The sequence below is a fragment of the Methylosarcina fibrata AML-C10 genome (genome assembly GCF_000372865.1).
GTDB classification, from domain to species: Bacteria; Pseudomonadota; Gammaproteobacteria; order Methylococcales; family Methylomonadaceae; genus Methylosarcina; species Methylosarcina fibrata.
Genome location: NZ_KB889965.1, coordinates 742,800 through 765,040, shown reverse-complemented (window position 1 = coordinate 765,040; position 22,241 = coordinate 742,800). Strand labels below are relative to the sequence as shown.

Sequence of the window (22,241 nt, the reverse complement as noted above, 5' to 3'; positions counted from 1 at the left end):
AATTACAAGAACAAATATAAGCTAGCCCGAACATCAACCAAAAAAATCCACGGCAAATCCCGATGCTTCAGCCGCTTTCGCAAACAAGGCGTCGGCCGTGGCGATGCGGTCCAGTCCGTGATGTTGGGCAATGGCCAGATGCAGCGCATCCAGAGTGCGCAAGGCATGATCCGGCAGCATTGCGATCAGATGGGCCGCGCTCTCCAGGTGTTTGTCTTCGACTTTCAGAGCAGCCAGATGACCCTGGGCAATGTCGTCGAGGAAAGTGGCATAGATTTGCGCTTCCACATTCGCATCGAATTCCTGCATGCGTTTGCGTCTGGCCAGTAAACACCGCATCTCGGTCTTCGTGAGAGTGCTGACGACGGCGACGTCCAGCCCGATAACATAAGCGCTGACCTCTTCTGAATTGGGTTCGGAGAGATACCATTTGGCCAGCGCGCTGGTATCGAGATAAACCACGCCGTTACCGCTCATCGCGATCCTGGCGAATCAATTCGGCGGATGAAACTTCGCTGCGTTGCGTCAACTGTCTTAGTTGGGCATGGGTGGGACGTTTTCTCTTGACTTGAACCGGCAGAACTCTGGCAATTTCTTTTTTGTTGCGCGTAATAATGAGCTCCTGTTGTTCTTCGACAAGTTCATCGAGTTTTCCTAGGAGGCCGCGCATTTCTCTAATATTCAAGTATCGCATAACAGTCAACAAAGCACGTGCTACATTAATATAAATTGTAGCACATTTAGGGTTGAAAGCGATCGGACAGGGTCAAAGGGTTTTAAGAAGCTTGATAATTCCAGCGGGCTATAAAGATTTAAGCCAGAGACTCAAATTGACGCACGCCATACTGCGAATTTTGGATTTCGGTTGGGTTTGTTTGTAAATTCATTTTAATGGATGAATTTTATGTCTTCAGCCCGGAGACTTTGGGACGTATTCATTTGTCGGCTGATCAAGCCGGGCAGACGAGTGGCGGGATGAAAGAAAAAATAATACTGGGGCCATTACCTGGCATCTCGGATGCTCCCCAATGACGACTGTTGCAGGCGCTGCGGCTGAGCAAATCATATTCCTTTGGAAAAACTGCGTATCAGCGATTAGAGGAGCCCGGCGTCGAGTCGGCTTGGAACATATAAAAAAATAAAAGGGCCGATGAAGGCCCCTTTATTATCGATTACTGCATTGGGTTTATCTTCGCCATTTTTCCTGGGCTGTTGTCTCTGTATGCAGTACCAATCGTCTATGCCTAATAAAGAAATTGCGCTTTAGTAATTCGTGCTTCGGCAGAGGCCAGAAAATAATGCTTAGCCAATCGACAAAAAACAGCGCGATTATTATTCGCCGTGAACTATTACCTTATAGGTTCCGACTAATCCCAAGAAATTTTTCGCTTGCCAATCGATATGATCGACTTTTGTAATGCCCCCGTTTCTTTTTGCCGTATCGATGCTGCAATCTCCGGTAGAGAACATAGCGACATAACTTTTACATGTAGCTTCTCCGGTTTTTGAAGCTTCCCCGGATGCAGTTGCCGTAACAGGCAAGGCAACGTTTGTCCATATCCCGCCAACCGGGTAAGGGGTTGCGCATGCCGTTAATGCCATCGTCAAACTGGATACGGCCAAAATAGTGAATGTTTTTGTCATAATTAAGCCTCATTATTCTCTTTATTGTTAATACAGGGTAAAAAAGTAGGAAATTGATTGTCCCGATAATCAAGAGCTGTCTAGGGACTAGAACCAAGATCTACCCATTGCCGGGCTTTCAGGTTAATAAAAACAATTAAACAAAATTACAGCATTGTTTAAGGTGGATTAGGTTGCCGTGCTTTTTCTTTCAAATTTTTCAAATAATGGAAAATTCAGCTTTGTTTTTAGCAACCTAATGAAAACAAATAACACGAAATTCGATTAAGATCAATTCCTGAGACCGTAAGAATTTCTACATAATAGCGGCTTACGGCTGGAAATCATTTTAATTTCCTGACGGTATCGCCTCCGTCAATTCTTCGTTGTCATTGTCTGTTAATTACAACGGTAACCCGACGCTTTCATTGGCCGCTATGCGCCCCAAACAGACCCGCACCAGCGATTCGGCGCGCGTTTGCGTTGCCGCTTCCGCATAACAGCGCAGCTCCGGCGCATTGCCGGAGGCGCGAAGATGAACGATCTCCCCGTTCTCGAAGAACAGCCGCACGCCGTCGGTCAGATCGGAACCGGCCGCTTTCCCGCAGACGTCGCCGAGGAGCTGTCGTACAGCGTTTTCCGATGCCGTCAGTGCCTGTAAAAGACGGCGGCTTTTTTCCGGGGCGAAGGAAGGCAGGCGGTCGCTGGCGGTATAGCAGGCCGGCAGGCTCTTCGGCAATTCGGACAGTCGGACGCCGCGCTCCCTGGCCATCGCCAGCAAGGACAACATCGGCAGGACCGCATCCCGGGTCGGCAGCGGTTTCAGTCGGCGACCTTGTTTTTCCAGTTCGGTGGCCACCAGAAAACCGCCGTTCGCCTCGAAGCCGACTACGGACGTGTGTCCTTGCCCGATCAGTTCCTGCATGCCCTCAATGACGTACGGCGAGCCGATTCGGGTGCGTTTGACGATGAAATCTCCGCATTTTTCCACGGCCGAATTGCTGTTGACCGGCGTCGCCACCGCCTCGGCGCCCAGATATTGCGCGCACAGGATGTCGACGATGTCGCCTCTCAGCCACTGGCCGCTTTCATCCCCGAGCAACGGACGGTCGGCGTCGCCGTCGGTGGACAAGATCGCATCAAAACGATAGATTTCGGCCCATCGCCTGGCTTTCTCGGCATCTTCCTGGCTGACCGCCTCGGTATCGATCGGCACAAATTGATCGGTCCTTTCGATGGGAATCACCTCGGCCCCCAGCGCCTCCAGAAGTTCACGCAACAGATCCCGCGCGACGCCCGAATGTTCGTACAATCCCAGACGCAAACCGGTCAGTGGCTTCGGCGCGAAAAATTGCAGATAACGGCCGATATAGCCTCGATACGCCGCCGGGTGGGTTTCCGGAAGCGCGGCAACGGATAAAACCTGGGGCAGCATGACGTCCGCTTCGCCGATGGCCGTTTCATCCTGCTTGGAAATCTCTCCGTCGGGGCGATAAAACTTGATGCCGTTGCGGTCGAAAGGAATGTGGCTGCCGGTGATCATCAAGGCCGGAATATGCTGTTCCTGCGCGTAAAAAGCCAGGGCCGGCGTCGGCAGAATGCCGCAAAAGTCGGCGGCCAGACCCGCATGCCTTATAGCCTCTATGCAAGCGCCCGCCATGGCGGGACTACTCGGACGCAAATCCATGCCCAAGGCGACGCGCGAACCGAAAGGCGCCCCGATACTGTGCAAAAAGGCCAGCGTATAGGCGAAACACGCTTCGCCATTGAAATCGGCCGCCAGACCCCGCGCGCCGCTGGTGCCGAAGCGAATCGGGCTTGACGCAATGATATCTCGACTGTTTTTCATAATTTCCTTTGCTGTGATTGAACCGCCACCTTTCCGGAATGCTATCCTTCGGTGCCGGGTAATATAGCTTGAGTGATCCCCGATGATCGAAGCCGGCCATATTGAATTAAAAAAATGATTCGATCAATAGCGCCGCTTCGGGTTTTGCCGCAAATTGAAGAGCGTTCAGCCCAGAAACGGCATGGCCAACAAATAAAGGCCCAAACCGATCATGACCGCGCCGCTGATCAGCTTGAGCCAACGCCCTTCGTGTTCCTGAAGCCGCTTCTGGCTGAGAGTGACGATGCCGATGCCGAGTACGATGAGATCGTCGAACATATAGGCCGCGTTGTACAGCAACAGGTAACCGTAATAGCCGAAACCGCCGGGCTCCCGCAAGGTCAGGATGCGGGTGTACAGTGCCGGAAAACCGGAAGTGCAGAGAAATTCGACGATCTGAACCAGAACGGCCAACACCACCGCTCCGATCATCGCCCCGGTCAGGTTCTCGGACTGAAGAATCCGGCGCATCTGCGCGTAGAGGCCGGGCTTCGACCGGTCCGGTATCGACAACGAAAGACCGCGCCCGTAGGCTGCAAAATCCTTGACGTGAATCGCGCCTGCGGCGATTGCCAGGACGGCGATAATGATTTCCGAAAGCCGCGAAAGGCCGACGATCAAAAAAAGATTGAGCCAGGCCGCCATGAACAGGAAATAGGCCAGTCCTTCCACTGCGATAAAGGTGCCGGCGACCGCGGCCATGCGCCGGCGGTTCTGCATCGGCGCCAGCAATGAAATCATCAGAATCAACACCCACATCGAACACGGGTTGAAGCCGTCGAGCAAGCCGAGGGCCAGTGTAAACATGGGCAAGCCCACCCGGTCGAGCGATACGCTGCGGCCGAACAGCGTGACTTCGAATCTTTCGGGCTCGGAAGGCGCCGAGGACGCCCTTTCGCATGAACGAGGCTCGCCTTCGGGGCAACTGTCCGGGAAAGATTTTGCCTGATTTAGCTCGGCCAGAAGCCGGCTTCCGGTATGGGCCTCTTCGGAAAAGCCGACGATCAGACGGCCGTTGATATAAAACGCGGGCACGCTCAATCGGGTCAGACCTTGAGCGAGAGACAATTGCCGCAATCGCTCAAACGCCAGGAAATCCCGGCCGACATCGCGTATCGACAGGCGCACGTCCGGTTGCCGGAGGACCAGCGCAGACAGAAATTCCTTCGCCCTGGCGCAATGCGGACAGCCTTCGCGCACGAAAACTTCGATGTCCGGAGAAGCCTCAACGGCCGCGGAAGAGTCCACGGTCTCCGGCGGCGCCGATTGAGGTTCGGCGGCTTGACCGGCGGCCGTTCCGCCCATGAAGGCCCATAGCAGAACCGGAATAATTATTTTCGAAAAGATCATGCAGAAACCCGGGAATTTTGATGGGAAGGCTTGCTTGACTCGCCAGGGATCATTATAAGATGAAATGGATTAAGCCGTTCGCTGTCCAAGCGCATTGAAATTCACTCCATGGCATCACTTTACTATGAAACCATTTGTCATCGTCAAAACAGGCTCGACCTTTCCCGCCATACGGCAACGCTTCGGCGATTTCGAAGACTGGATGATGGAAGGTTGCGGCTTGAGCCCTGCTGAAGTTCCGGTAATCGACGCGATGGCGGGCGAGGTTTTACCTGCCGTAGAAGATTTGTCGGGCGTGATCATCACCGGATCGCCGGCGATGGTCACCGACCGGACGGACTGGATGCAGGCTTTGTCCGCATGGATCGTGCAGGCCGTGCAGGAAGACCTGCCGTTGCTGGGCGTGTGTTTCGGCCATCAACTGTTGGCTCAGGCGATGGGAGGGCAAGTGGATTATCATCCCGGGGGGCGCGAAATCGGCACCGTCGAGATCCGGTTGACTCCCGCAGGCAGAGAAGATGCCCTGTTGGGCAGCCTGCCCCGGACGTTTACCGCTCACGTCACCCATGCGCAAACGGTGATCCGGCTGCCTGAAAAGGCGCTGCGGCTGGCAGGCAACCCGTTTGAAAACCACCACGCATTTCGTCTGGGCGAGAGCGCCTGGGGCGTCCAGTTTCATCCCGAATTCACGGCGAAAATCATGCACTCTTATCTCGGCGAATACGCCGGCGCGCTGCCGCACGGTGGAAGCACCGAAGCGTTAACAGCCGCAATCGGTCATACCGAGGCCGCCAATGCGCTGTTGAAACGGTTTTTTGACTTCTGTATGGAAAGGAATCGCAAAGCGGGCTTTACAAATTGTGAAGTCGACTGACCCGTCGAACCGGGCCGCTCCGATCAGTCACCGTACCATTTCTTAAAAGTTATTGTTTAATGAATCCCTCTCGATTGCTCTTATTCAAAGCCGGGAGCCCGGATGGAGTTATACGGAATCCGGGGTCATCGGGGCTTCGATGATCCCGGATTCCACTGCATTGCATCAGAGGCTACCGGCTGTCCCGTTTGCAATCGATCGAACCGGCAATGCGTCAGCTCACCGATTTCACTTCATTGTCCATCGTCAGGCGCTGCAACCAGTCCTTGATCGTTTGCATGTGATGATCTTCGGTCAGGCCGGCCTGCTGAAACTTGTCGACATAATCGGTGAGCCCCGCCTCGTTCGCCAGTTCGACCAGCAGTTCCCAGGCGGCCGAATCGGCCAGCTCCGCCATCAGGACGGCCTCCACGCATTGCGGAATCGAACTGCGCGGATCGTTGAGGAGCTGCATGAGGCCCATGGCCGCTACGCCGGACGAATCGGCGCAAGGCGTTTGCGCAGTCGGATCGCCGCCGAGGGAAACGATGCAATCCTTGACCAGGGCAAAATGCTCGGCTTCGTCGTTACGGAATTCTACAAGGGTGGAGATGTCCAGCGCCGGCTCGGCGGATTGGCATTTGGTGATGAGCGCATCGTACAGCCGGACGCCGCTGCGTTCGAACGCCAGCCGCTGACCCAGTTTATCGATCAAAACGGAAGGACTGTTGCCCTGGAGCGCCTGAGCGCCGGCGCTGAGCGCGCCTTTAAGGGTACTCGGAACCGGCACCGCGCCCAACGGCTCGTTGTTTTCTATATAGCTTTTCCGCATCGTGAAGGCATCCATCGACGTGTCTTCGGCGTGCGGAGGAAATTCCTCATAGCCTTCCATCATCGATTGGGTCATCACAGGATGAAGCTGGGTCGGGGTTTTATTTAAACCGAATTCGGCAGAATCTTTCATAATGGCCTCCTCAGTGTTGAAGTTGACTTGCGGGCATCGGGCTTAGAAGCTTGTTGATCTCTCCGCCCGGTTGCCACACATAATCCAAAGCCACGATTTCCGATGGAACGCCGTCGGCATGCAAACGCTGCCGGTACATTTTCGACGCTTCGCTTTCCTCACTCAGGCCGACAAAGGCGGTGCCTTTGGCCCTCAGGTCGACTTCGGCGCGCAGCACCTCGCGGACGAAGTCGCGCTGGCTCTCGTAAGCGATCGGTTCGGGCAATTCGGCGGGCACTACGCTTTGCGCATCGCGGTTTTCATATTGTTCGAAAAGATCGCGGACCACATGGAACTGGCCGAGTTCGTAATCCAGGAAGCGCTCCCAGATGGACTTGATGCGCGAATTGCTTTCCTGTTCGGCGCAGCCGTAGTAGTTATAAACTTCGTTGGCTTTGTGCAGCAGCCACTTTTCGAGCCAGGTTTCCTCGGGATCGATGATGGCCTGGTATTGAGTCACGTGCTGCTCTTCGATATGAGCGATTTCCGCGTAGAGCTGCCGGGCCAGAGGATCGCTGAAGAGCGGCCCGATGTTCATATAGTAATTCCAGGTTTGCTGCTCTCCGGACATGATCGTCAACGCATGCATTTTGGTCAACGGCGCGGCCTGGCTGCGGTCGTACGGCTCCCGCAAATCGTCCTCGGGCGCCCGATGCTCGTAGATCGTGGGCCGGCCCGGCAGCACGTCGGTGTAACTTTGCAGAATGTTGTTCGAATCCTTGCCTTCCAGGCGATCCAGCAACGCCGAATAGCGGTACATATGGTCGAAATCTTCCAGCAGGCCGAAGCGGTAGACCTGGGCAAGATAAGGATCGGGTTCGGTTTGCGCGACAGCGGCGGTCACCTCGATGGCGACCTGCTCGTAGCCGATCGTGGTTTCCAAAGGAGAATGGTCGGCGCCGATCATCCAGTTGACCAGAGTCGCCTGCTGCTGGTCGATCCGGCGAAGCTGGGCCAGAGGCAGTTGCAGATTCCTGTTCATCCGGGCGCAGGCTCTGGAAAATTGAATCGATTCCAGCTCGATTCCGTTCATCAGAATAATCCTGACCCGGGTAAATGCATCGTCGTCCAGTTTGCTGATGGGAACCTGAACCATCTCCTTCCAGGTCAGAAATTGTTTGTCGATCGGGCGTCCCCGATGTTCATAGATATTGAATGCCATTACCAACCTCCTCTGAGTAGTCATGGAATTGTTATTGGAAAGCGGCCGGGAAAAGATCCGAACCACGAAACAGGTGCTTTCTTCAGCGACCGCCGTATGCGCCAGACCCCGGATACATCAAAGCCCCACCCTTCCGAACGCTTGAAAAAATCGGATATTCGTTTGCTAGCGGAACTTGCGCTGCTTGGTTATATGGGCGAATCGTCCTGTAGACGATTTCTTCGGCATTAACTGCCTGATCCACAAAATCGGCATAAATCATCATAAAGAGAGGCAGTCGGACGATCTGTTCGGTACTGAACATAAAATACGATAGGGCTGATGAGACCGAACCGACACCCGGCATGCAAAACTTTGAACGCGGCAATTAAAGGCTATCTCACATTGGATCGTAGCGGTACAATGAGGATTGGCCGCAGTTAACCCCGTAACCTGAAACCGGATTCGAGGAGTGACGACTATGAATACGCCGCAACCCATTAACGTCTACGGCTCGCAGTCGAGCGAGTATTATCACGCCTTCCAAACCTTTCTCAATCACACCGATCAGAAAGCCAAGGCTCATCAATGGCTCAACGGCTTCGTGGAAACGCTGCCGTCACGGCAGGTTTTCATAGACGTCGGCGCCGGCAACGGACTGGTTACCTCGTGGTTTACCGATGCGTTCGATCAAACGATTGCGCTTGAGCCGAATGACTCGTTACGGGCGGAACTTAAGAACAATTGCCCTTTGGCTGAAGTGTTCTCCGAAGGGATCATGGAAGCGGCCATCGCGGACTCGGGCGATTTCGTACTCTGTTCCCACGTGCTCTACTACCTGGATAGTTCGGACTGGATGCCGACCCTGGAAAAACTCGCCTCGATGCTGTCGTCCGACGGCATACTGATAGTCGTTTTGCAGCACCACGACACGCAGTGCATGCGGATGATGCGGCATTTCCTGGAACGAAGTTTCGATTTGCCTGCTCTGGCCCGGGCCTTTCGGGACAAACAGGGCGATCGTTACGAGGTCGCCATCGAGACCGTGCCCGCTCACGTCAACACCACCGATTTTAACTCCGCCTACACCATTGCCGAGTTCATGCTCAATCTGCTGCCGATGGATCATCCGCCCGCGCGCCGGGATCTCGAGGACTATGTGCGAAATTATTTTATCTGCGCGGACCTGGGATTCCGCTTCTCCTGCGATCAGGATTTTCTTCAGATTCGGCCAAGATAATGAATTCGTCCGGACGATAACGTGCCGGAAGTATTTCATTATCCCCGGTTCGCCTTCTGCGCAAGTTCAGGCGGCAGCAATGGCGCGCTTATTTTTTACTCGCTTCAATTCGGGATCGTGACGGTCACCTGTCAGTACGAATGGATAAGCCTGAATCCGGCGTCGTGTTTTGCCGGACGAACTCGAGCCCGCAAGTGAAAAGCTGGAGAAAGTAAAGATCCAGACCAACTTCTATCCCGTCCAAAAACCGTCTCACATCTGTCTCTTGAGACAACTTCGAGACAATTATGAGACATAATAGTGTCTCAGATGTCGCCTTTTGCAAAAGAGATTTGCCGATAACTCCAATCAAATAGCTGATAAAACTAACTACTTCTTCTTATTGAATTATTGGCATGATCTTTGTGTGTAAATTCTCTTGAATGGGTAGCCGAACAGAGCGATCTCTCAGCCGACAGTTGGTCGGGTTGATCAGTATAAGGCGAAGGAGTTTGCGCAGCCGTTCGTTCGAGCGATTTGAAAGATGAGTAAAATGCTCAGTTGAAAAGTTATTTAGAATAGAGTAAAAAACTTATATAGATTTATCAAAGCCAAACCTATCGCAAGGTAGGGACGGAAAGCCGCGGATCCCCATGGGACAGCCGGGCTGCCGATTATGACCAGCGTCATGGCCACCGAACAATGAGACCCAAGGCGGTGAAGCATGAACAAATCAATTTTTCTCTCCCGCAGACTTTTTCCCTTGGCTGTCGCCGGCGGTTTGCTTTCCGCTCTGACGCCCCTTGCGGCAACTTCGGCCCCCCCCCCCGCTAACGATCCGCACCTCGATATCGAGCACCGGCGAAGAAGGCAATGCGTCAAGCGTTGACGGCCCCGTTTCCGCCGACGGACGCTTCGTGGCGTTCGATTCGTCCGCCAGTAACCTGGTCTCCGTAGACAACAATGGGGTTCAGGACGTCTTTCTTCGTGACCTGAAAACCGGTTTGACGCAGCGGGTCTCGCTGGGCAACGCCGGCAATGAGGGCAAGGGCGGCAGTTCCGTTCTCGCCTTATCGAACAACGGCCGCTTCGTGACTTTTTTATCCGAGGCCAGCAATCTGATCGCCGGTGACACCAATGGCGTTGCCGATGTGTTCGTGCGCGACCTGAAAAAGGCCCGGACGCAGCGGATTTTCGTCAATAGCTCGGACGAGCAGGGTTACCCCGCAAACTATGGCTTCTCCCTATCCGCGAACGGCCGTTTCGTGGCGTTTTCGTCCAATGCTGCCAATCTGGTGCCGGACGATACCAACGGTGTCAGCGACGTGTTCGTGCGCGACCTGAAAACCGGCGTAACGCGGCGGGCTTCCGTCGACAGCGCCGGCGTGGAAGGCAACAATGGTAGCGGTTCATATGACAGCAGACGGGTCCTTTCCGCCGACGGCCGTTTCGTCACGTTTACATCCGGTGCCAGCAATCTGGTGGATGGAGACACCAACGGATTAATGGATGTCTTCGTTCGCGATCTGAAAACGGGGGTGACCGAACGAGTTTCCATCAGCAGCTCTGGAGAAGAAGCCAGCATTTCCGGATATGATCCTTCGGAATATTGTGCCGGTGCTTGGTTTTCTATTTATAGTGGTTCGCCTTCTCTTTCCGCCGACGGCCGCTTCGTAGCGTTCGAATCCGATGCTTGCAATCTGGTGGAAGGGGATACCAACAATGGTTTTTACTCTGTAGGTTACGACTATCCGGGGACGGATATCTTCATACACGACCGTAAGACCGGTGAGACGAAGCTCGCTTCCATTGATAGTTCGGGTGTTCAGGTAGGCTTAAGCTACGACCCTTCAATTTCCCGCAATGGCCGTCATGTCGCATTTACCTCCTTCTATGGCGGAGAACTTAATTCTTATTACTACATAACGACCAATGTGGTAGTGCATGATCTGAAAACCGGGGAAACAAGACTGGCCTCGATTGATCCTGTGGCGGGAGACTATTACTACTTCGGCAGTCAACGTCCCCGTATTTCCGATACGGGTCGTTTCATCTCATTTTCGTCCGATTCCAGCAATCTGGTTCCGGGGGATAACAATGGCGGAGCCAGCGGCTACGGAGTCTATGACGCCTTCGTAAGCCGCCTGTGGTAGGCGGAGGCCTATGATATTTGCGACTTAACGTTGCACCATTCAGTGGGTGGCTGATTGTGCTACTCATTCGGAAAATCACTTAATCAGTAGGAGAATTTTATGAGATTTACCCAAATACCACCGGAGAATTCCAATCTCTTCGGTAAAGGGGCGCGTTACTGCGCCAGAGCATTCAGTCTGTTGGCGCTACTGGGCTTTACGGCCGTCGGCTACGCTATAGATTGCAGTACGCCCTTCGCATCTCTGCATCCGGTTACGGATGATGTCCCCCAGATCACCGCTACTATCGAGGAAGCGACATCGCAGACGAGCAATAATATTGATTATTGCCGGGTCAAGGTTCACGTGCCGCCTCAACCGGCTAATAGTTCCGTTTCTCAAGGGATTAACATTTGGGTCAGCCTACCGACGAAAGAGAAATGGAATGGGCGCATGCAGTCCGAGGGCGGCAGTGTCTATGGGGGGGCGAGCACCCCTCCGACCTCGATGTCGTCAGGATATGTCGGCATAACAACCGATACCGGACATTCCGGTTTTTTTCTTAGCGGTAGTTTTGGCATGCTTCCGTCCGGTGGTGGCCCCAACATTCCGGTTCAGATTGATTTCGCTTACCGGTCCGTGCACCTGATGTCCGTCATCGGAAAACAACTGATCCAGGCTTTCTACGGAACATCACCCAGCCGTTCTTATTTCAACGGCTGTTCGACCGGCGGCCGCCAGGGGCTCGCGATGGCGCAGCGCTATCCCGAGGATTATGACGGCATTCTGGCTGGCGCCCCGGCAATTAACTTTGACGTTTTTCAGGCCGCCATGCTCTGGCCGCCGATGGTAAGCCTTCTGGAGAATGGAGGAGCGGTACCCAAGGCGAGGCTCGACCTGGCCACCAGCAAGGCCGTGGCCGCCTGCGACGATCAGGACGGCGTGGTCGACGGCGTGCTCACCGATCCACGCGGATGTACCTACGACGCACAGAAATTGGTCAGCAAGACCTGCAAGGCAAACAGCACAGACTGCCTTACCGCCACCGAGGCTAACGCGATCAACAAGATCTGGTACGGCTCCACCAACGAGAAAGGGAACAAGCGCTTGTGGTACGGCGAAGTTCGCGGCACCGATTTGTCAGCCTTGACATTATCCCCGGCAGGAGCTCTAAACCCATTTCCGGTTGCGACACAGCAGCCGAAATACTGGGTCTATTTCGACCCGAACTGGGACTGGAAGACGGAGCTGGACTACAGCAACTTCGAGTCTTATATCGATGACACAATCACCCAGATGGCTCCGGGAGGAACAGCCACGGATAACCCGGACCTCTCCGCCTTCCGCGACCGCGGCGGCAAGCTGATCCTGTGGCACGGGTTTGCCGATCAGTTGATCATGCCCGAAGGCACCATCGATTATTACGACGAAGTCGTCAACACACTGGGCGGGGGTTATACGCATACGCAGGAATTCGCCCGCTTGTTCATGGCGCCCGGCGTCGGTCATTGTGGAGACACGGGAACCAATACCGGGCCCGTGCCGCAAGATCCGTTCAGTTATGTCGTCAACTGGGTCGAGAACGGCGTGGCGCCCGAGACGATCCTGGCAGCAAAGAAGACTACGAGCGGGGTAGTGACACAAACCCGGCCGCTCTGTCCCTACCCTGACGTCGCGGTTTATACCGGGAAGGACAGCACCGGCATCAATGACTCGGCCAACTTCGAGTGCAAACGGGGAAAAGACAATTATCCTCACGACAAGCCAATAAAATAGCGCCGTCGACGAAGGTTTCTTGCCATGCCGCAAAGGCGTGGCTCTAAATCTGCGAAAGCGATAAGAAAGTCCAGGCTGAGAATTTTGTTCCTCGGCCTGGACAGTCACGCCACGAACTGAATAATCAAAAAGCAGGCCCCTATGAATACGATTCCTTTTTCCCGAGCGAAGATCGGCGTCATGCTGAACTGCTTGATTTGGCTGATGGGTTCAACCAGCGCCCTAGCCTCCTACGAATATCAAGTGCTTCAGTCTCTGGGCAAGCCGGAAGGAACGCCCCGCGGCAAGCTGGTCCAGGGCAGCGACGGCTACTTCTACGGCACCACGGTTTACGGCGGCAGCCAAGGGGCCGGAACGGTGTTCAAGATCAGTGCCACCGGAAACTTTACTATGCTGCACTAATTCGACGGAGCCGAGGGCGGAAAGAATCCTCAAGCCGGACTGATTCAGGCCAGCGACGGCACTTTCTATGACACTACGGTCAATGGCGGCGGCATCGTCTTCAAGGCAAGAAACAGAAAATCACGGTCGGCCGCGAAGTCCATCTCGACGGCAGCGCCAGCGTCGATGCCGACAACGGTCCTTCGTCGCTGACTTACCGATGGGCTCAAATAAGCGGACCGACCGTAACCCTGAGCGGGGCCGATACCGCCACGCCGAGCTTTACCCCCACGGTCAAGGGCAGCTATAAATTCAGTCTGACGGTCAACGACGTAGCCATCGACAGTAAAGCGGACAAAGTCACCGTCCAGGTAAAGAAGACGCCATAAGAAGAAACGAAACAACGGGCCGATTTTCATGCTATCCGTCTTTCGTTCGAACGAGTTATAACGCAAAATGGTCGTCAGACTAACTCGTAAAATTAGTAAAAAGGAGAATTATGAGATTTGCCCAAATTCCTTCGGAAAACTCCGATCTCTTCGGCAAAAAAGTGCGTTACTGCGCCGGAACCGTCAGCCTGCTGGCGCTGCTGGTCTTCACGACCGTCAGCCAGGCGGGCCCCAGCCCTATTCTGGAATGCAGTATGGCCGGCGTCGGATCTGTGGGCCTGGTCACCGATGATTCCTCTTCCCTTGCCGCCACCATCGAGTCTGCGGCTCCGGAAACAACGAACACCGGTATTCCGTATTGCCTGGTCAAGGTTCTCGTGCCCGAGGCTATCCACATTTGGATCGGCCTTCCGACGGGCGGGAACTGGAATGGGCGTCTGCAATCGGAAGGCGGCAGTGTTTACGCAGGAATAAACACCATTCCGGCCTCGACGGCGTCGGGCTATGTCGGCATTACCACCGATACCGGGCATACCAGCATCTATTCCGATCCGTCTGTTGCACCTCTTGACGGCAGTTTTGCCATGTCGTCGCCCGGCAATCCCAACATTCCGCTTCAGATGGATTTCGCTTATCGGTCCATACATCTGATGGCGGTCATCGGCAAGCAACTGACCCAGGCTTTCTATGGGACGCCGCCCGGCTACTCTTATTTCAACGGCTGTTCGACCGGCGGCCGCCAGGGCCTGGCGATGGCGCAGCGCTATCCCGAGGATTATGACGGCATTCTGGCCGGCGCTCCCGCAATCCATTTTGACCGCTTCCAGGCCGCCATGATTTGGCCGCAAATGGCAAGCCGCCTGGAAAACGGAGGAGCCGTGACACCTGACAAACTTACCCTGGCGACCAACGCGGCCGTTGCCGCCTGCGACGATCTGGACGGGGTGGTCGACGGCGTGCTCACCGATCCAAGGGACTGCACCTACGGTGCGGAGGAATTGGCCAGCGCTGGCTGTACGGCAAGCGACAATACCTGTCTTACCGCCTCGGAGGCGGCTGCGATCAACAAGATCTGGTACGGCTCCACTAATGAAAAGAAAAACAAGCGCCTGTGGTACGGCGAAGTTCGCGGCACCGACTTGTCCGCTCTGGCAGGCCCGGATCCGTTTCAGGTTGCGATAGAACAGCCGCGGTACTGGGTCTATTTCGACCCTTCGTGGGATTGGCAAGTCCTGGATTACAGCAACTTCAAGGCCTTCTTCGATAAAACCATCGATCAGATGAAGGAAGGAGGAACGGCCACGGACAACCCGGACCTTGCTGTCTTCCGCGACCACGGCGGCAAGCTGATTCTGTGGCACGGTTTTGCCGATCAATTGATCATGCCCGAAGGCACCATCGACTATTACGACAAGGTCGTCAATAAACTGGGTGGGGATTACCCGCATGCTCAAGAGTTCGCTCGGCTGTTCATGGCCCCCGGCGTTGCTCATTGCGGGTACGGGATCAATACCGGGCCCTTGCCGCAAAATCCGTTCGATTACGTCGTGAACTGGGTCGAGAACGGCGTGGCGCCCGAGACGATCCTCGCATCAAAGGCTATTACGAGTGGGACTCAAACCCGGCCCCTCTGCCCCTACCCGAACGTCGCGGTTTATAGCGGACAGGGCAGCACCGACAACGCGGCCAACTTCGAGTGCAAGCCTGGAAAAAATAATGCTGTGCTGATCCAGAGTCCGAACGGAGGCGAAGTCTGGAACGAGAAATCCAGACAGACCATCACCTGGATTTCGCGCCACCTCGACGACAAACTCAGTCTGGCGCTGTACCTCTCGATCGACAACGGCCAGACCTGGACCAAGATCGCTTCGCCGAAAAATACCGTTGCAAAAGCCTGGAAGGTGCCGAAGAACCGCTATGTTTCGAAACAGGCCCTGTTCAAGGTCTGCGTCAAGCCCGACGAATCCTTGTGCGACGTCAGCGATGCGGTCTTCACGATCAACCAGGCCCCGAAAGCGGAAGCCGGGAAGAAACAGAAGGTCACGGTCGGCGCCGAAGTCCGTCTCGACGGCAGCGCCAGCGTCGATGCCGACACCGGGCCTTCGCCGTTGACGTACCGATGGACTCAAATCAGCGGTCCTGCGATCATCCTGAACGGAGCCGATACCGCCACCCCGAACTTTACCCCGACCGCCAAGGGCAGCTATAAATTCAGTCTGACGGTCAACGACGGAGCCATCGACAGCAAGACGGACAAAGTCACCGTGCACGTGCTGAATGCGCCTTAATGCTTAAAGGATAAGTTGGATAAGGGTCGTGGCTAAAACAAAGAAAAAACTGGGCACTAAGAGCAAGAGCCGAAAATAAAAAAATTCGATGTTACCTCAGAGTTTGATTCGACGATTTGTATAGACATGCTCCCTCAGTAGAATCCATTGGAAGTTTGAGTATGATCTGATTTATTAAAACCAAACCTATTGCAAGATAGAAGCGGAAAGCCTCCAATCTTCAAAAGAAAGCTGGTGCCGAAGGTGGACGTCGTCAGGATTATTCACGGCAAGCAAGCAGTCGGGTTAGCGGCGGTTAACTCAATAACAAGAAAACGGTGATCAGTTATGACAGCACTTGGTACTTATTTAAGAAAACTAACTCTCCTGTCACTTGCAGGCTGTGTGCTCTCGGCTCTGGCGACTGTGTCCATCGCATTGGCCGCCCCACCCCTAACAGTTCGAGTATCGGTATCCAGCTCGGGGGCGGAAGGTAATTCTCCTAGTTCTAATTATAGTTCCGCAATCTCCGCTAAACACCGCTATGTGGCGTTTGATTCCTCTGCCAGCAATCTGGTTGAAGGGGATAGCAATGATGCTATCGATATCTTCGTCCGCGACCTTAAAAAAGGCGTGACTCAGCGCGTGTCGGTAGATAATACGGGGGTGGAAGGCAACAGCATCAGCTATTACCCCGCTCTCTCCGCCAATGGGCGTTATGTTGCGTTTTATTCCTATGCCAGTAATCTAATTGAGGGGGATCACAATGATTCTTCCGATATCTTCGTGCGCGACCTTAAAAAAGGCCTAACGCAGCGGGTATCGGTAAGTAGCGAAGAGATAGAAGCTAATTACGGTGTTGACTTCGAAACTCCCGCTCTCTCCGCCAATGGGCGTTATGTTGCGTTTTATTCCTATGCCAGTAATCTCGTCCCGGGAGACGACAATGGTTTTTCGGATCTCTTCGTGCGCGACCTAAAAAAAGGCGTGACCCAGCGCGTGTTCTTAGATGGTGTGAGAGGCACGCCTTACGGCTATTTCCCCGTCTATTCCCCTTCCATTTCCGCCAACGGTCGTTTTGTGACGTTTACATCCACTTACGGCGCAGGAGCACTAATGGGCTGTTCAACTGGGTTTTGTTCTTACACTACGAATGTTGTCGTGTATAACCTTAAAACCGGCGTGACAAAAATCGTATCGGATGATCCGGAGGCGGCAAACAATAAAGCAATATTGAGTTATTCCCCTTCTATTTCCGCCAGCGGCCGCTACATATCGTTTGGTTCCACTTCCAGCAACTTGGTCGAGGAGGATAATAATGGCGTTTCGGATGTCTTCGTGCGCCGCATGTGGTAAGTTGCGACAAGCAACAAGCCGCGACTCAACTCTAAGAACTTATCCATTAAAAGCGATCGGCGCTGGCTTTGACGGCTATGCGGAGAAAACTCTGCGCGTCTCGAGCACCTGTCTGGTCAGGGTGAATTATTCCGCTACAGTGCGCCGGCCAAATGGGCAAACCGGGTCGTTTCCGTGCGGGTGACGGCGGATCGGCTACGCATGGCTGTCGAGGATCGGTTGATTGCCGAACATCCGCGCCGTTTTGACTAGGATCAATTGATCTGCGATACCTGGCACCCTGCCGATATCGGAAAAAAGCCTAACGCCCTTACACCATGGGGCGACGTATCAATAATGGAAATTGCCCACCTCGATCCGTGTCGTTCGAGACCGGGTATTCAAACAAGATCAAGCGGATCGGCAAGCGGCACGTTTTCCTCATCATCGCGATCTGAGGTACAGAGGGGTCTCACTTGTGAATATTTGTGAACACGCGTTAGAAGTAGGTGTCGGCTCAACAGCCGACCTGAAGATTAACAGTTAGTAACTGCTTGTTATATTTAATTCTTCTGGCGGAGAGAGAGGGAGTCGAACCCTCGATACGGCAAACCGTATACCGGATTTCGAGTCCGGCGCATTCAGCCTCTCAAGCAAAGCATTGAATTTTTTAAAAAAATTTCAATGCTTTGCTTGCTCTTCGAATCTGCCATCTCAAGACATAACCCCGGAAAAACGGAGTGGATTTGTTGTATTTTGTAGCACATTTTTGTAATTGCGTAAAATCGTTTTTAGTCCGCATAGCTTTAGTGTTACGCTGTATACTGATTTAACTAAAGGAGGAATGTAGATGTTGCCAAAATACAGCGAAATAATGGATCTAATGAAAAAAGGAGCCACTATGGAGGCCCAAGAAAAAATAATGGAATTAAGAGCAGGAGCCCTTGAGCTACAAGAAGAAAACCTAGATTTAAAAGCAAAAATCAAGGAGTTAGAAGCAGCCTTAAAAAGACAGGGAGAATTGATCTATGAAAAGCCGAGTTATTGGATAGTTTCCGACAACGGTAAAGATGGTCCCTTTTGCCAACGTTGCTATGATGTTGAGCAACATCTTGTAAGACTACAAGGCGGGGAAAATGACTCTTGGAATTGTAAATCGTGTAAATCTCTTTACAGGGGACCTAAGTATGTTAACCGCCCCCTTGCGATAGGCAGTGGTGAGTTTTAATTTTGAATATATTTTTTATAAAAAATTTTATGAAGAAATATTTTCGAAGATTTTAAAAATTAAGATAACTTGGGTTTTTATTTATATAAAAATAGTCAATGCCCATCTTCTTTAATTTTAATTCTTAGCAGCTTACAATGACTAAAGAACCTTCTCCACAGACAATCAGCGAATTACTTACACTATCTAAAGATTTCAACAATGAAGAGTTCTCTGAGCTCTTTGAGAAATTAAAAATAAAATTCGATAAATTTAGCCAAGAATTAAAAGAAGAGTTTGCTGCTAAAGAAAAAATACTGATTGAAGATGTAAACAACCAGCAGTTAGTATTAAAGGCTAAAGAAACTGAATTGCGGCGAATGAGGAAAGAACTTATCGCCAGAGAAGAACAACTACAAAAACAATTACAAGAGCGAGAAGTAATATTTGTAAATAGAGAATCCGAATTACAGCGGCGAGTAGTTGAAATGGAACGTCGTTCTGCCAGTTATGAGTCGACTCTGAATCAAATTCGCGAGCATGCATTAAACGAAAAAAGGGATTTTGAGGAAAAATACAAAGAAGCTTTAAGAGAATTGGCTGAGGAAAAACTGCGATATCATGCCGATATCCAACAGAGAATTGAAGGAAAGTCATCCGCATATGTAAATGATGCAATTGATGCTTTAAAAAAGAAGGAAAACCTTTTTTATTGGACTTCTTTCGGATGGTCACTCTTAGGGGGAGTTAGTATTTTAGTAGGCTTGATCATGCTTTTGTATTCCTTGCATAAAGGAGCTCAAGAAATAATAGGGAATAAGGATATTGGATGGATGCTCATTTGCTTTTTAGCTGCAAAGAGCTTAGTGGGACTAGGTATTATCTTTGCTTTAGCAAAATACTCGATGATGTTCAGCAAGGCTTATATGCATGAAGCTCTTAGAAATATCGAACGTCAGCATGCCATTAATTTTGGTAAGTTCTATTTAGGAACATATGGAGCAGGAGCAACTTGGGAGAGCGTTAAGTCAGTATTTGAGCATTGGAATATTACCCGCGATTCATCATTCCTTGTGTCGGGTATTGAAAATTCCAAAAGTAACACTTTAATGACTAGTTCAACTATTAGCGCTATTAAGAAAGGAGTTGAAAACGTGGTTGACATAGGTAAAAAGATACAAGAAAAAGACGAGTAATTTCTTAATTGTAAAGTTATCTAAGATTGAAAATTTCGTTCCTAATCTTCAATCCCTACCCACTTTAATAACTCTTTCTTTTCCGCCTTACTTGCCCGCTTGAAGTGCTCAATTAAGGTTTCATTTTTGCCGTCTTGTTTCAAATAGGCATCAAGGCACCTTTCAAGTAGAACGGTCATACTCAGCCCCTCCCTTGCGGCCACTGTTTTAAATTCCCGGTGGAATTCTTCCGTTACCCGCGTCGCGAATTGATGCGTTCGCCCGGTTGCGTATTTCGAACGGCCGTCTTTTGATGTTTGCATAGTTTTCCTTTTTCGTAATCAATAATATAGCAGCTAGAATTATATACAAAAAAGCATTATAATTCATGTAATTGAACAATGTTTAATTTCACGGAATTTTTATGCACAAGGAAAAAAAGAGCTCGACGGCGAAAGCCGTTTCGAAAGTTACCTCATGGCGGAACGGTTCGGCCGGTTTCTTTCAATGGCTGGAAGACGTTAAGCCGCTTGTCCCGTCGTCCAAAGGCGGTTTCGAAGTCTACGCACCCGGACCACTGGAAAGAGCGGAAATCGAAAAAGCAATCGACGGCGATTACCGCACCATCGTTTTTTGTTGGCCACGTAGACACGGCAAAACGCTTGTTACTGCCTTAATTATCGTTTGGCGGTTCCTAACCCGTAAAACTCAAACAATCGGCATTATTGCAAACAGTGAAAAGCAGATTGTTGATACCGCCTTTAAAACCGTCGCCTCTATTCTCCGGAAAACGCCCTACACTGCCGACCTTATCAAGTCGGGTTCAATCATTATTGCCGATACCGGCACAATTCAATATCCGGCACTCGATAACATCATCAAAGGTTATTCCAACAATCCGGCGGCGCTGTATGGTAAGAAATTAACGATTGCTCAAGTATCGGAACTGCATGCGGCGGCCAATGATGCAAGTTACCAAGTTGTAGCCTCAAGCACCATCGACACTGAAGACGGCCTTGTTTTGATTGATTCCACTGTTGGCCCGCGTTCATCTCCCCTATTCGCGCTTTACAGCATTGCCGAACGCGGGGACGATGAAACGCTGTTTTTCAGTCACATCCAATATCAAGACCTGAAAGATGCAATGGACAATGCACCCCACTGGATTAAGCCAAGTGCGTTAAAAAGCCGGGCGGCGCAAATGTTGCCGGCCGAATTCGCGCAACAGCATTTAAACCAATGGACAAGCGGCCAATCCTCTTTATTTCCGCCCGAAGTATTGGATAAGTGCCGGGATAAATACCGTTTAGACATTCCCAGCATTGTCGGCGGTGCGGCTTATATTGTCGGTGCCGGATTGGACCGGGCTTATGGTTTTTCGGTGCACGGCGACAACACGGTAACAACTTGTGTTATCAAAACGCTGCAAGGGGAAGACGATCATTATTATGTATTGGCATCGGACAAAATCAGCTTTTCCAGTGCGGCCGGCATTCGTAAGGCATTTACCCGTTACCGGAAAGAATTCAACTTAACCCGTGCCGTTATTGAATCTTACAATTCGCAAGATATAGCGGCGTGGTGCGGTGATCAGCCCTTTGATCATGAAGTTGTCCATGCTACGGCCGACAAGCAAGCAAACGCATTTGTTGCGCTCTATAACGCGGCCGCCGAAGGCAGGTTGCATATTCACCCTTCTTTTGAAAAGTTGCTTTCGGAAATGGGAACGCTTGAATACCGGATCGTGAACGCGTCGACCGGCCGGAACGGACAACAAGCCCCACGGTTCGAAGCCGCCAAAGGTTGCCATGACGACCATGTTTATTCATTGGCGTGGGCAGTCTACAGCTTGCGTGAGTTCGAGCTAAACCCCTACGAAATTAACGGCATTCATTGCCACGGCTCCGGCCCGGCCATCCGGCTTTGTTTACTCAACGATGGGGAAATGATACCGCCTTGCGCCGAAACCTGCCGAAGCATGTTAACCGCCCACAATCTGTATAAAAGCTATTTGGCGCGGGGAAGTTTAACCCCTCTTTCTTTTGATGAATTCGTCCAAACCAAGTTAAAAAATATCGGCGCCCATACCCTACCGCGTTGAAATTGTTAAATTTTTCTTGCAAATTAAACAATGTTCAATTATTATATAGCTGCTATATTTTTAGCTGTTAAATACTATGTTAGATAGATTAAGCAACTCAAACAGTGAATTTTTAAAAATCGTCAAATCATCAACGGCGAGGAAGGCGCGCGCTGATAAGTGGATGAATTACTACCACGATCAGCAAAGTGAAGAAACGTTGAGACTGATTAAACAGCGGTGGTCAAAACCTGAAAGCTTTCGAGTTTTTCAGGTCAACGCGGTTAAAAAAGTCATCAACAAGCGGGCGAACCTTTACCTGTAACGGCTCGCGTTTCAAAACGGTCGGACTCGCATTTATCGCCGATTTCGGCTCGAATTAACTGCAACTGAAAATCCCGTCCGGCTCAGATTAAATGCAA

Annotated in this window: 20 protein-coding genes and 1 riboswitch; of the genes, 11 read left to right on the top strand and 9 right to left on the bottom strand. The window is 51.8% G+C overall.

What is annotated here, in order from left to right; translation table 11 throughout:
- Positions 1-33 precede the first annotated feature (33 nt).
- The 5 genes from A3OW_RS0103900 to A3OW_RS0103880 form a co-directional block, all read right to left on the bottom strand.
- Positions 34-477, bottom strand: coding sequence for a type II toxin-antitoxin system VapC family toxin (locus A3OW_RS0103900; RefSeq protein WP_020562114.1), 444 nt, complete (start codon positions 475-477; stop codon positions 34-36).
- The gene (locus A3OW_RS0103895) at positions 467-685 is read right to left on the bottom strand and encodes a type II toxin-antitoxin system Phd/YefM family antitoxin (protein ID WP_198291283.1); all 219 of its coding nucleotides are present in this window, start codon (positions 683-685) and stop codon (positions 467-469) included. The genes A3OW_RS0103900 and A3OW_RS0103895 overlap by 11 nt, the downstream gene beginning before the upstream one ends.
- A gap of 647 nt (positions 686-1,332) precedes the next feature.
- Positions 1,333-1,644: a TRL-like family protein gene (locus A3OW_RS0103890; protein WP_026223311.1), complete on the bottom strand. Its 312-nt coding sequence runs from the start codon at positions 1,642-1,644 to the stop codon at positions 1,333-1,335.
- A gap of 382 nt (positions 1,645-2,026) precedes the next feature.
- On the bottom strand, positions 2,027-3,472 hold the full coding sequence (locus tag A3OW_RS0103885; RefSeq protein ID WP_020562110.1) for a phosphomannomutase: 1,446 nt from the start codon (positions 3,470-3,472) through the stop codon (positions 2,027-2,029).
- A 165-nt stretch (positions 3,473-3,637) separates the two neighbouring features.
- Complete coding sequence (locus tag A3OW_RS0103880; RefSeq protein ID WP_020562109.1) at positions 3,638-4,861, bottom strand: glutaredoxin family protein; 1,224 nt, start codon at positions 4,859-4,861, stop codon at positions 3,638-3,640.
- 124 nt (positions 4,862-4,985) lie between these two features.
- Here A3OW_RS0103880 and A3OW_RS0103875 point away from each other — a divergent pair, with 124 nt between their 5' ends.
- On the top strand, positions 4,986-5,735 hold the full coding sequence (locus A3OW_RS0103875) for a glutamine amidotransferase (RefSeq protein WP_020562108.1): 750 nt from the start codon (positions 4,986-4,988) through the stop codon (positions 5,733-5,735).
- A 214-nt stretch (positions 5,736-5,949) separates the two neighbouring features.
- Here the strand turns inward: A3OW_RS0103875 and A3OW_RS0103870 are convergent, their stop codons facing one another.
- Positions 5,950-6,678 (bottom strand): ferritin-like domain-containing protein, encoded by a 729-nt coding sequence (locus A3OW_RS0103870; protein WP_020562107.1) that lies wholly within the window; start codon positions 6,676-6,678, stop codon positions 5,950-5,952.
- A gap of 10 nt (positions 6,679-6,688) precedes the next feature.
- Complete coding sequence (locus tag A3OW_RS0103865) at positions 6,689-7,879, bottom strand: hypothetical protein (protein WP_020562106.1); 1,191 nt, start codon at positions 7,877-7,879, stop codon at positions 6,689-6,691.
- 460 nt (positions 7,880-8,339) lie between these two features.
- Between A3OW_RS0103865 and A3OW_RS0103855 the strand changes: the two genes are divergently transcribed.
- From A3OW_RS0103855 to A3OW_RS0103825, 4 genes are all read left to right on the top strand, one after another.
- Complete coding sequence (locus A3OW_RS0103855) at positions 8,340-9,098, top strand: class I SAM-dependent methyltransferase (protein WP_020562104.1); 759 nt, start codon at positions 8,340-8,342, stop codon at positions 9,096-9,098.
- A 579-nt stretch (positions 9,099-9,677) separates the two neighbouring features.
- Positions 9,678-9,752, top strand: a riboswitch (cyclic di-GMP riboswitch).
- Positions 9,753-9,994: 242 nt separating this feature from the next.
- A complete protein-coding gene (locus tag A3OW_RS23985; protein WP_232422325.1) occupies positions 9,995-11,230 on the top strand; it encodes a TolB-like translocation protein in 1,236 nt (411 codons plus the stop codon).
- Between the two features lie 99 nt (positions 11,231-11,329).
- Positions 11,330-12,985 carry a tannase/feruloyl esterase family alpha/beta hydrolase gene (locus tag A3OW_RS23980; RefSeq protein ID WP_083918129.1) on the top strand — a complete coding sequence of 552 codons (1,656 nt, stop codon included), beginning with the start codon at positions 11,330-11,332 and terminating at the stop codon, positions 12,983-12,985.
- Between the two features lie 141 nt (positions 12,986-13,126).
- Positions 13,127-13,387, top strand: coding sequence for a choice-of-anchor tandem repeat GloVer-containing protein (locus tag A3OW_RS0103825; RefSeq protein ID WP_020562101.1), 261 nt, complete (start codon positions 13,127-13,129; stop codon positions 13,385-13,387).
- A gap of 65 nt (positions 13,388-13,452) precedes the next feature.
- Here A3OW_RS0103825 and A3OW_RS29210 read toward each other — a convergent pair whose 3' ends face one another.
- Positions 13,453-13,785 (bottom strand): hypothetical protein, encoded by a 333-nt coding sequence (locus tag A3OW_RS29210; RefSeq protein WP_020562100.1) that lies wholly within the window; start codon positions 13,783-13,785, stop codon positions 13,453-13,455.
- Between the two features lie 80 nt (positions 13,786-13,865).
- Between A3OW_RS29210 and A3OW_RS26230 the strand changes: the two genes are divergently transcribed.
- The 5 genes from A3OW_RS26230 to A3OW_RS0103790 all read left to right on the top strand — a co-directional run bounded on the left by A3OW_RS26230 (position 13,866) and on the right by A3OW_RS0103790 (position 19,760).
- Positions 13,866-16,043: a tannase/feruloyl esterase family alpha/beta hydrolase gene (locus A3OW_RS26230; protein WP_020562099.1), complete on the top strand. Its 2,178-nt coding sequence runs from the start codon at positions 13,866-13,868 to the stop codon at positions 16,041-16,043.
- Between the two features lie 327 nt (positions 16,044-16,370).
- Positions 16,371-17,378, top strand: coding sequence for a TolB-like translocation protein (locus tag A3OW_RS23970; RefSeq protein WP_083918128.1), 1,008 nt, complete (start codon positions 16,371-16,373; stop codon positions 17,376-17,378).
- A 108-nt stretch (positions 17,379-17,486) separates the two neighbouring features.
- Complete coding sequence (locus tag A3OW_RS28460) at positions 17,487-17,630, top strand: Mu transposase domain-containing protein (RefSeq protein WP_408605666.1); 144 nt, start codon at positions 17,487-17,489, stop codon at positions 17,628-17,630.
- A 577-nt stretch (positions 17,631-18,207) separates the two neighbouring features.
- Positions 18,208-18,585 carry a hypothetical protein gene (locus tag A3OW_RS0103800; RefSeq protein ID WP_020562097.1) on the top strand — a complete coding sequence of 126 codons (378 nt, stop codon included), beginning with the start codon at positions 18,208-18,210 and terminating at the stop codon, positions 18,583-18,585.
- 137 nt (positions 18,586-18,722) lie between these two features.
- Entirely contained in the window at positions 18,723-19,760 is a 1,038-nt protein-coding gene (locus tag A3OW_RS0103790) for an OmpH family outer membrane protein (protein WP_020562095.1), read from the top strand.
- A gap of 41 nt (positions 19,761-19,801) precedes the next feature.
- On the opposite strand, the gene A3OW_RS23965 is transcribed toward A3OW_RS0103790, so the two are convergent.
- A complete protein-coding gene (locus A3OW_RS23965) occupies positions 19,802-20,062 on the bottom strand; it encodes a hypothetical protein (RefSeq protein WP_020562094.1) in 261 nt (86 codons plus the stop codon).
- A gap of 101 nt (positions 20,063-20,163) precedes the next feature.
- Here A3OW_RS23965 and A3OW_RS0103780 point away from each other — a divergent pair, with 101 nt between their 5' ends.
- The gene (locus A3OW_RS0103780) at positions 20,164-21,840 is read left to right on the top strand and encodes a terminase large subunit domain-containing protein (RefSeq protein ID WP_020562093.1); all 1,677 of its coding nucleotides are present in this window, start codon (positions 20,164-20,166) and stop codon (positions 21,838-21,840) included.
- Positions 21,841-22,241 lie beyond the last annotated feature (401 nt).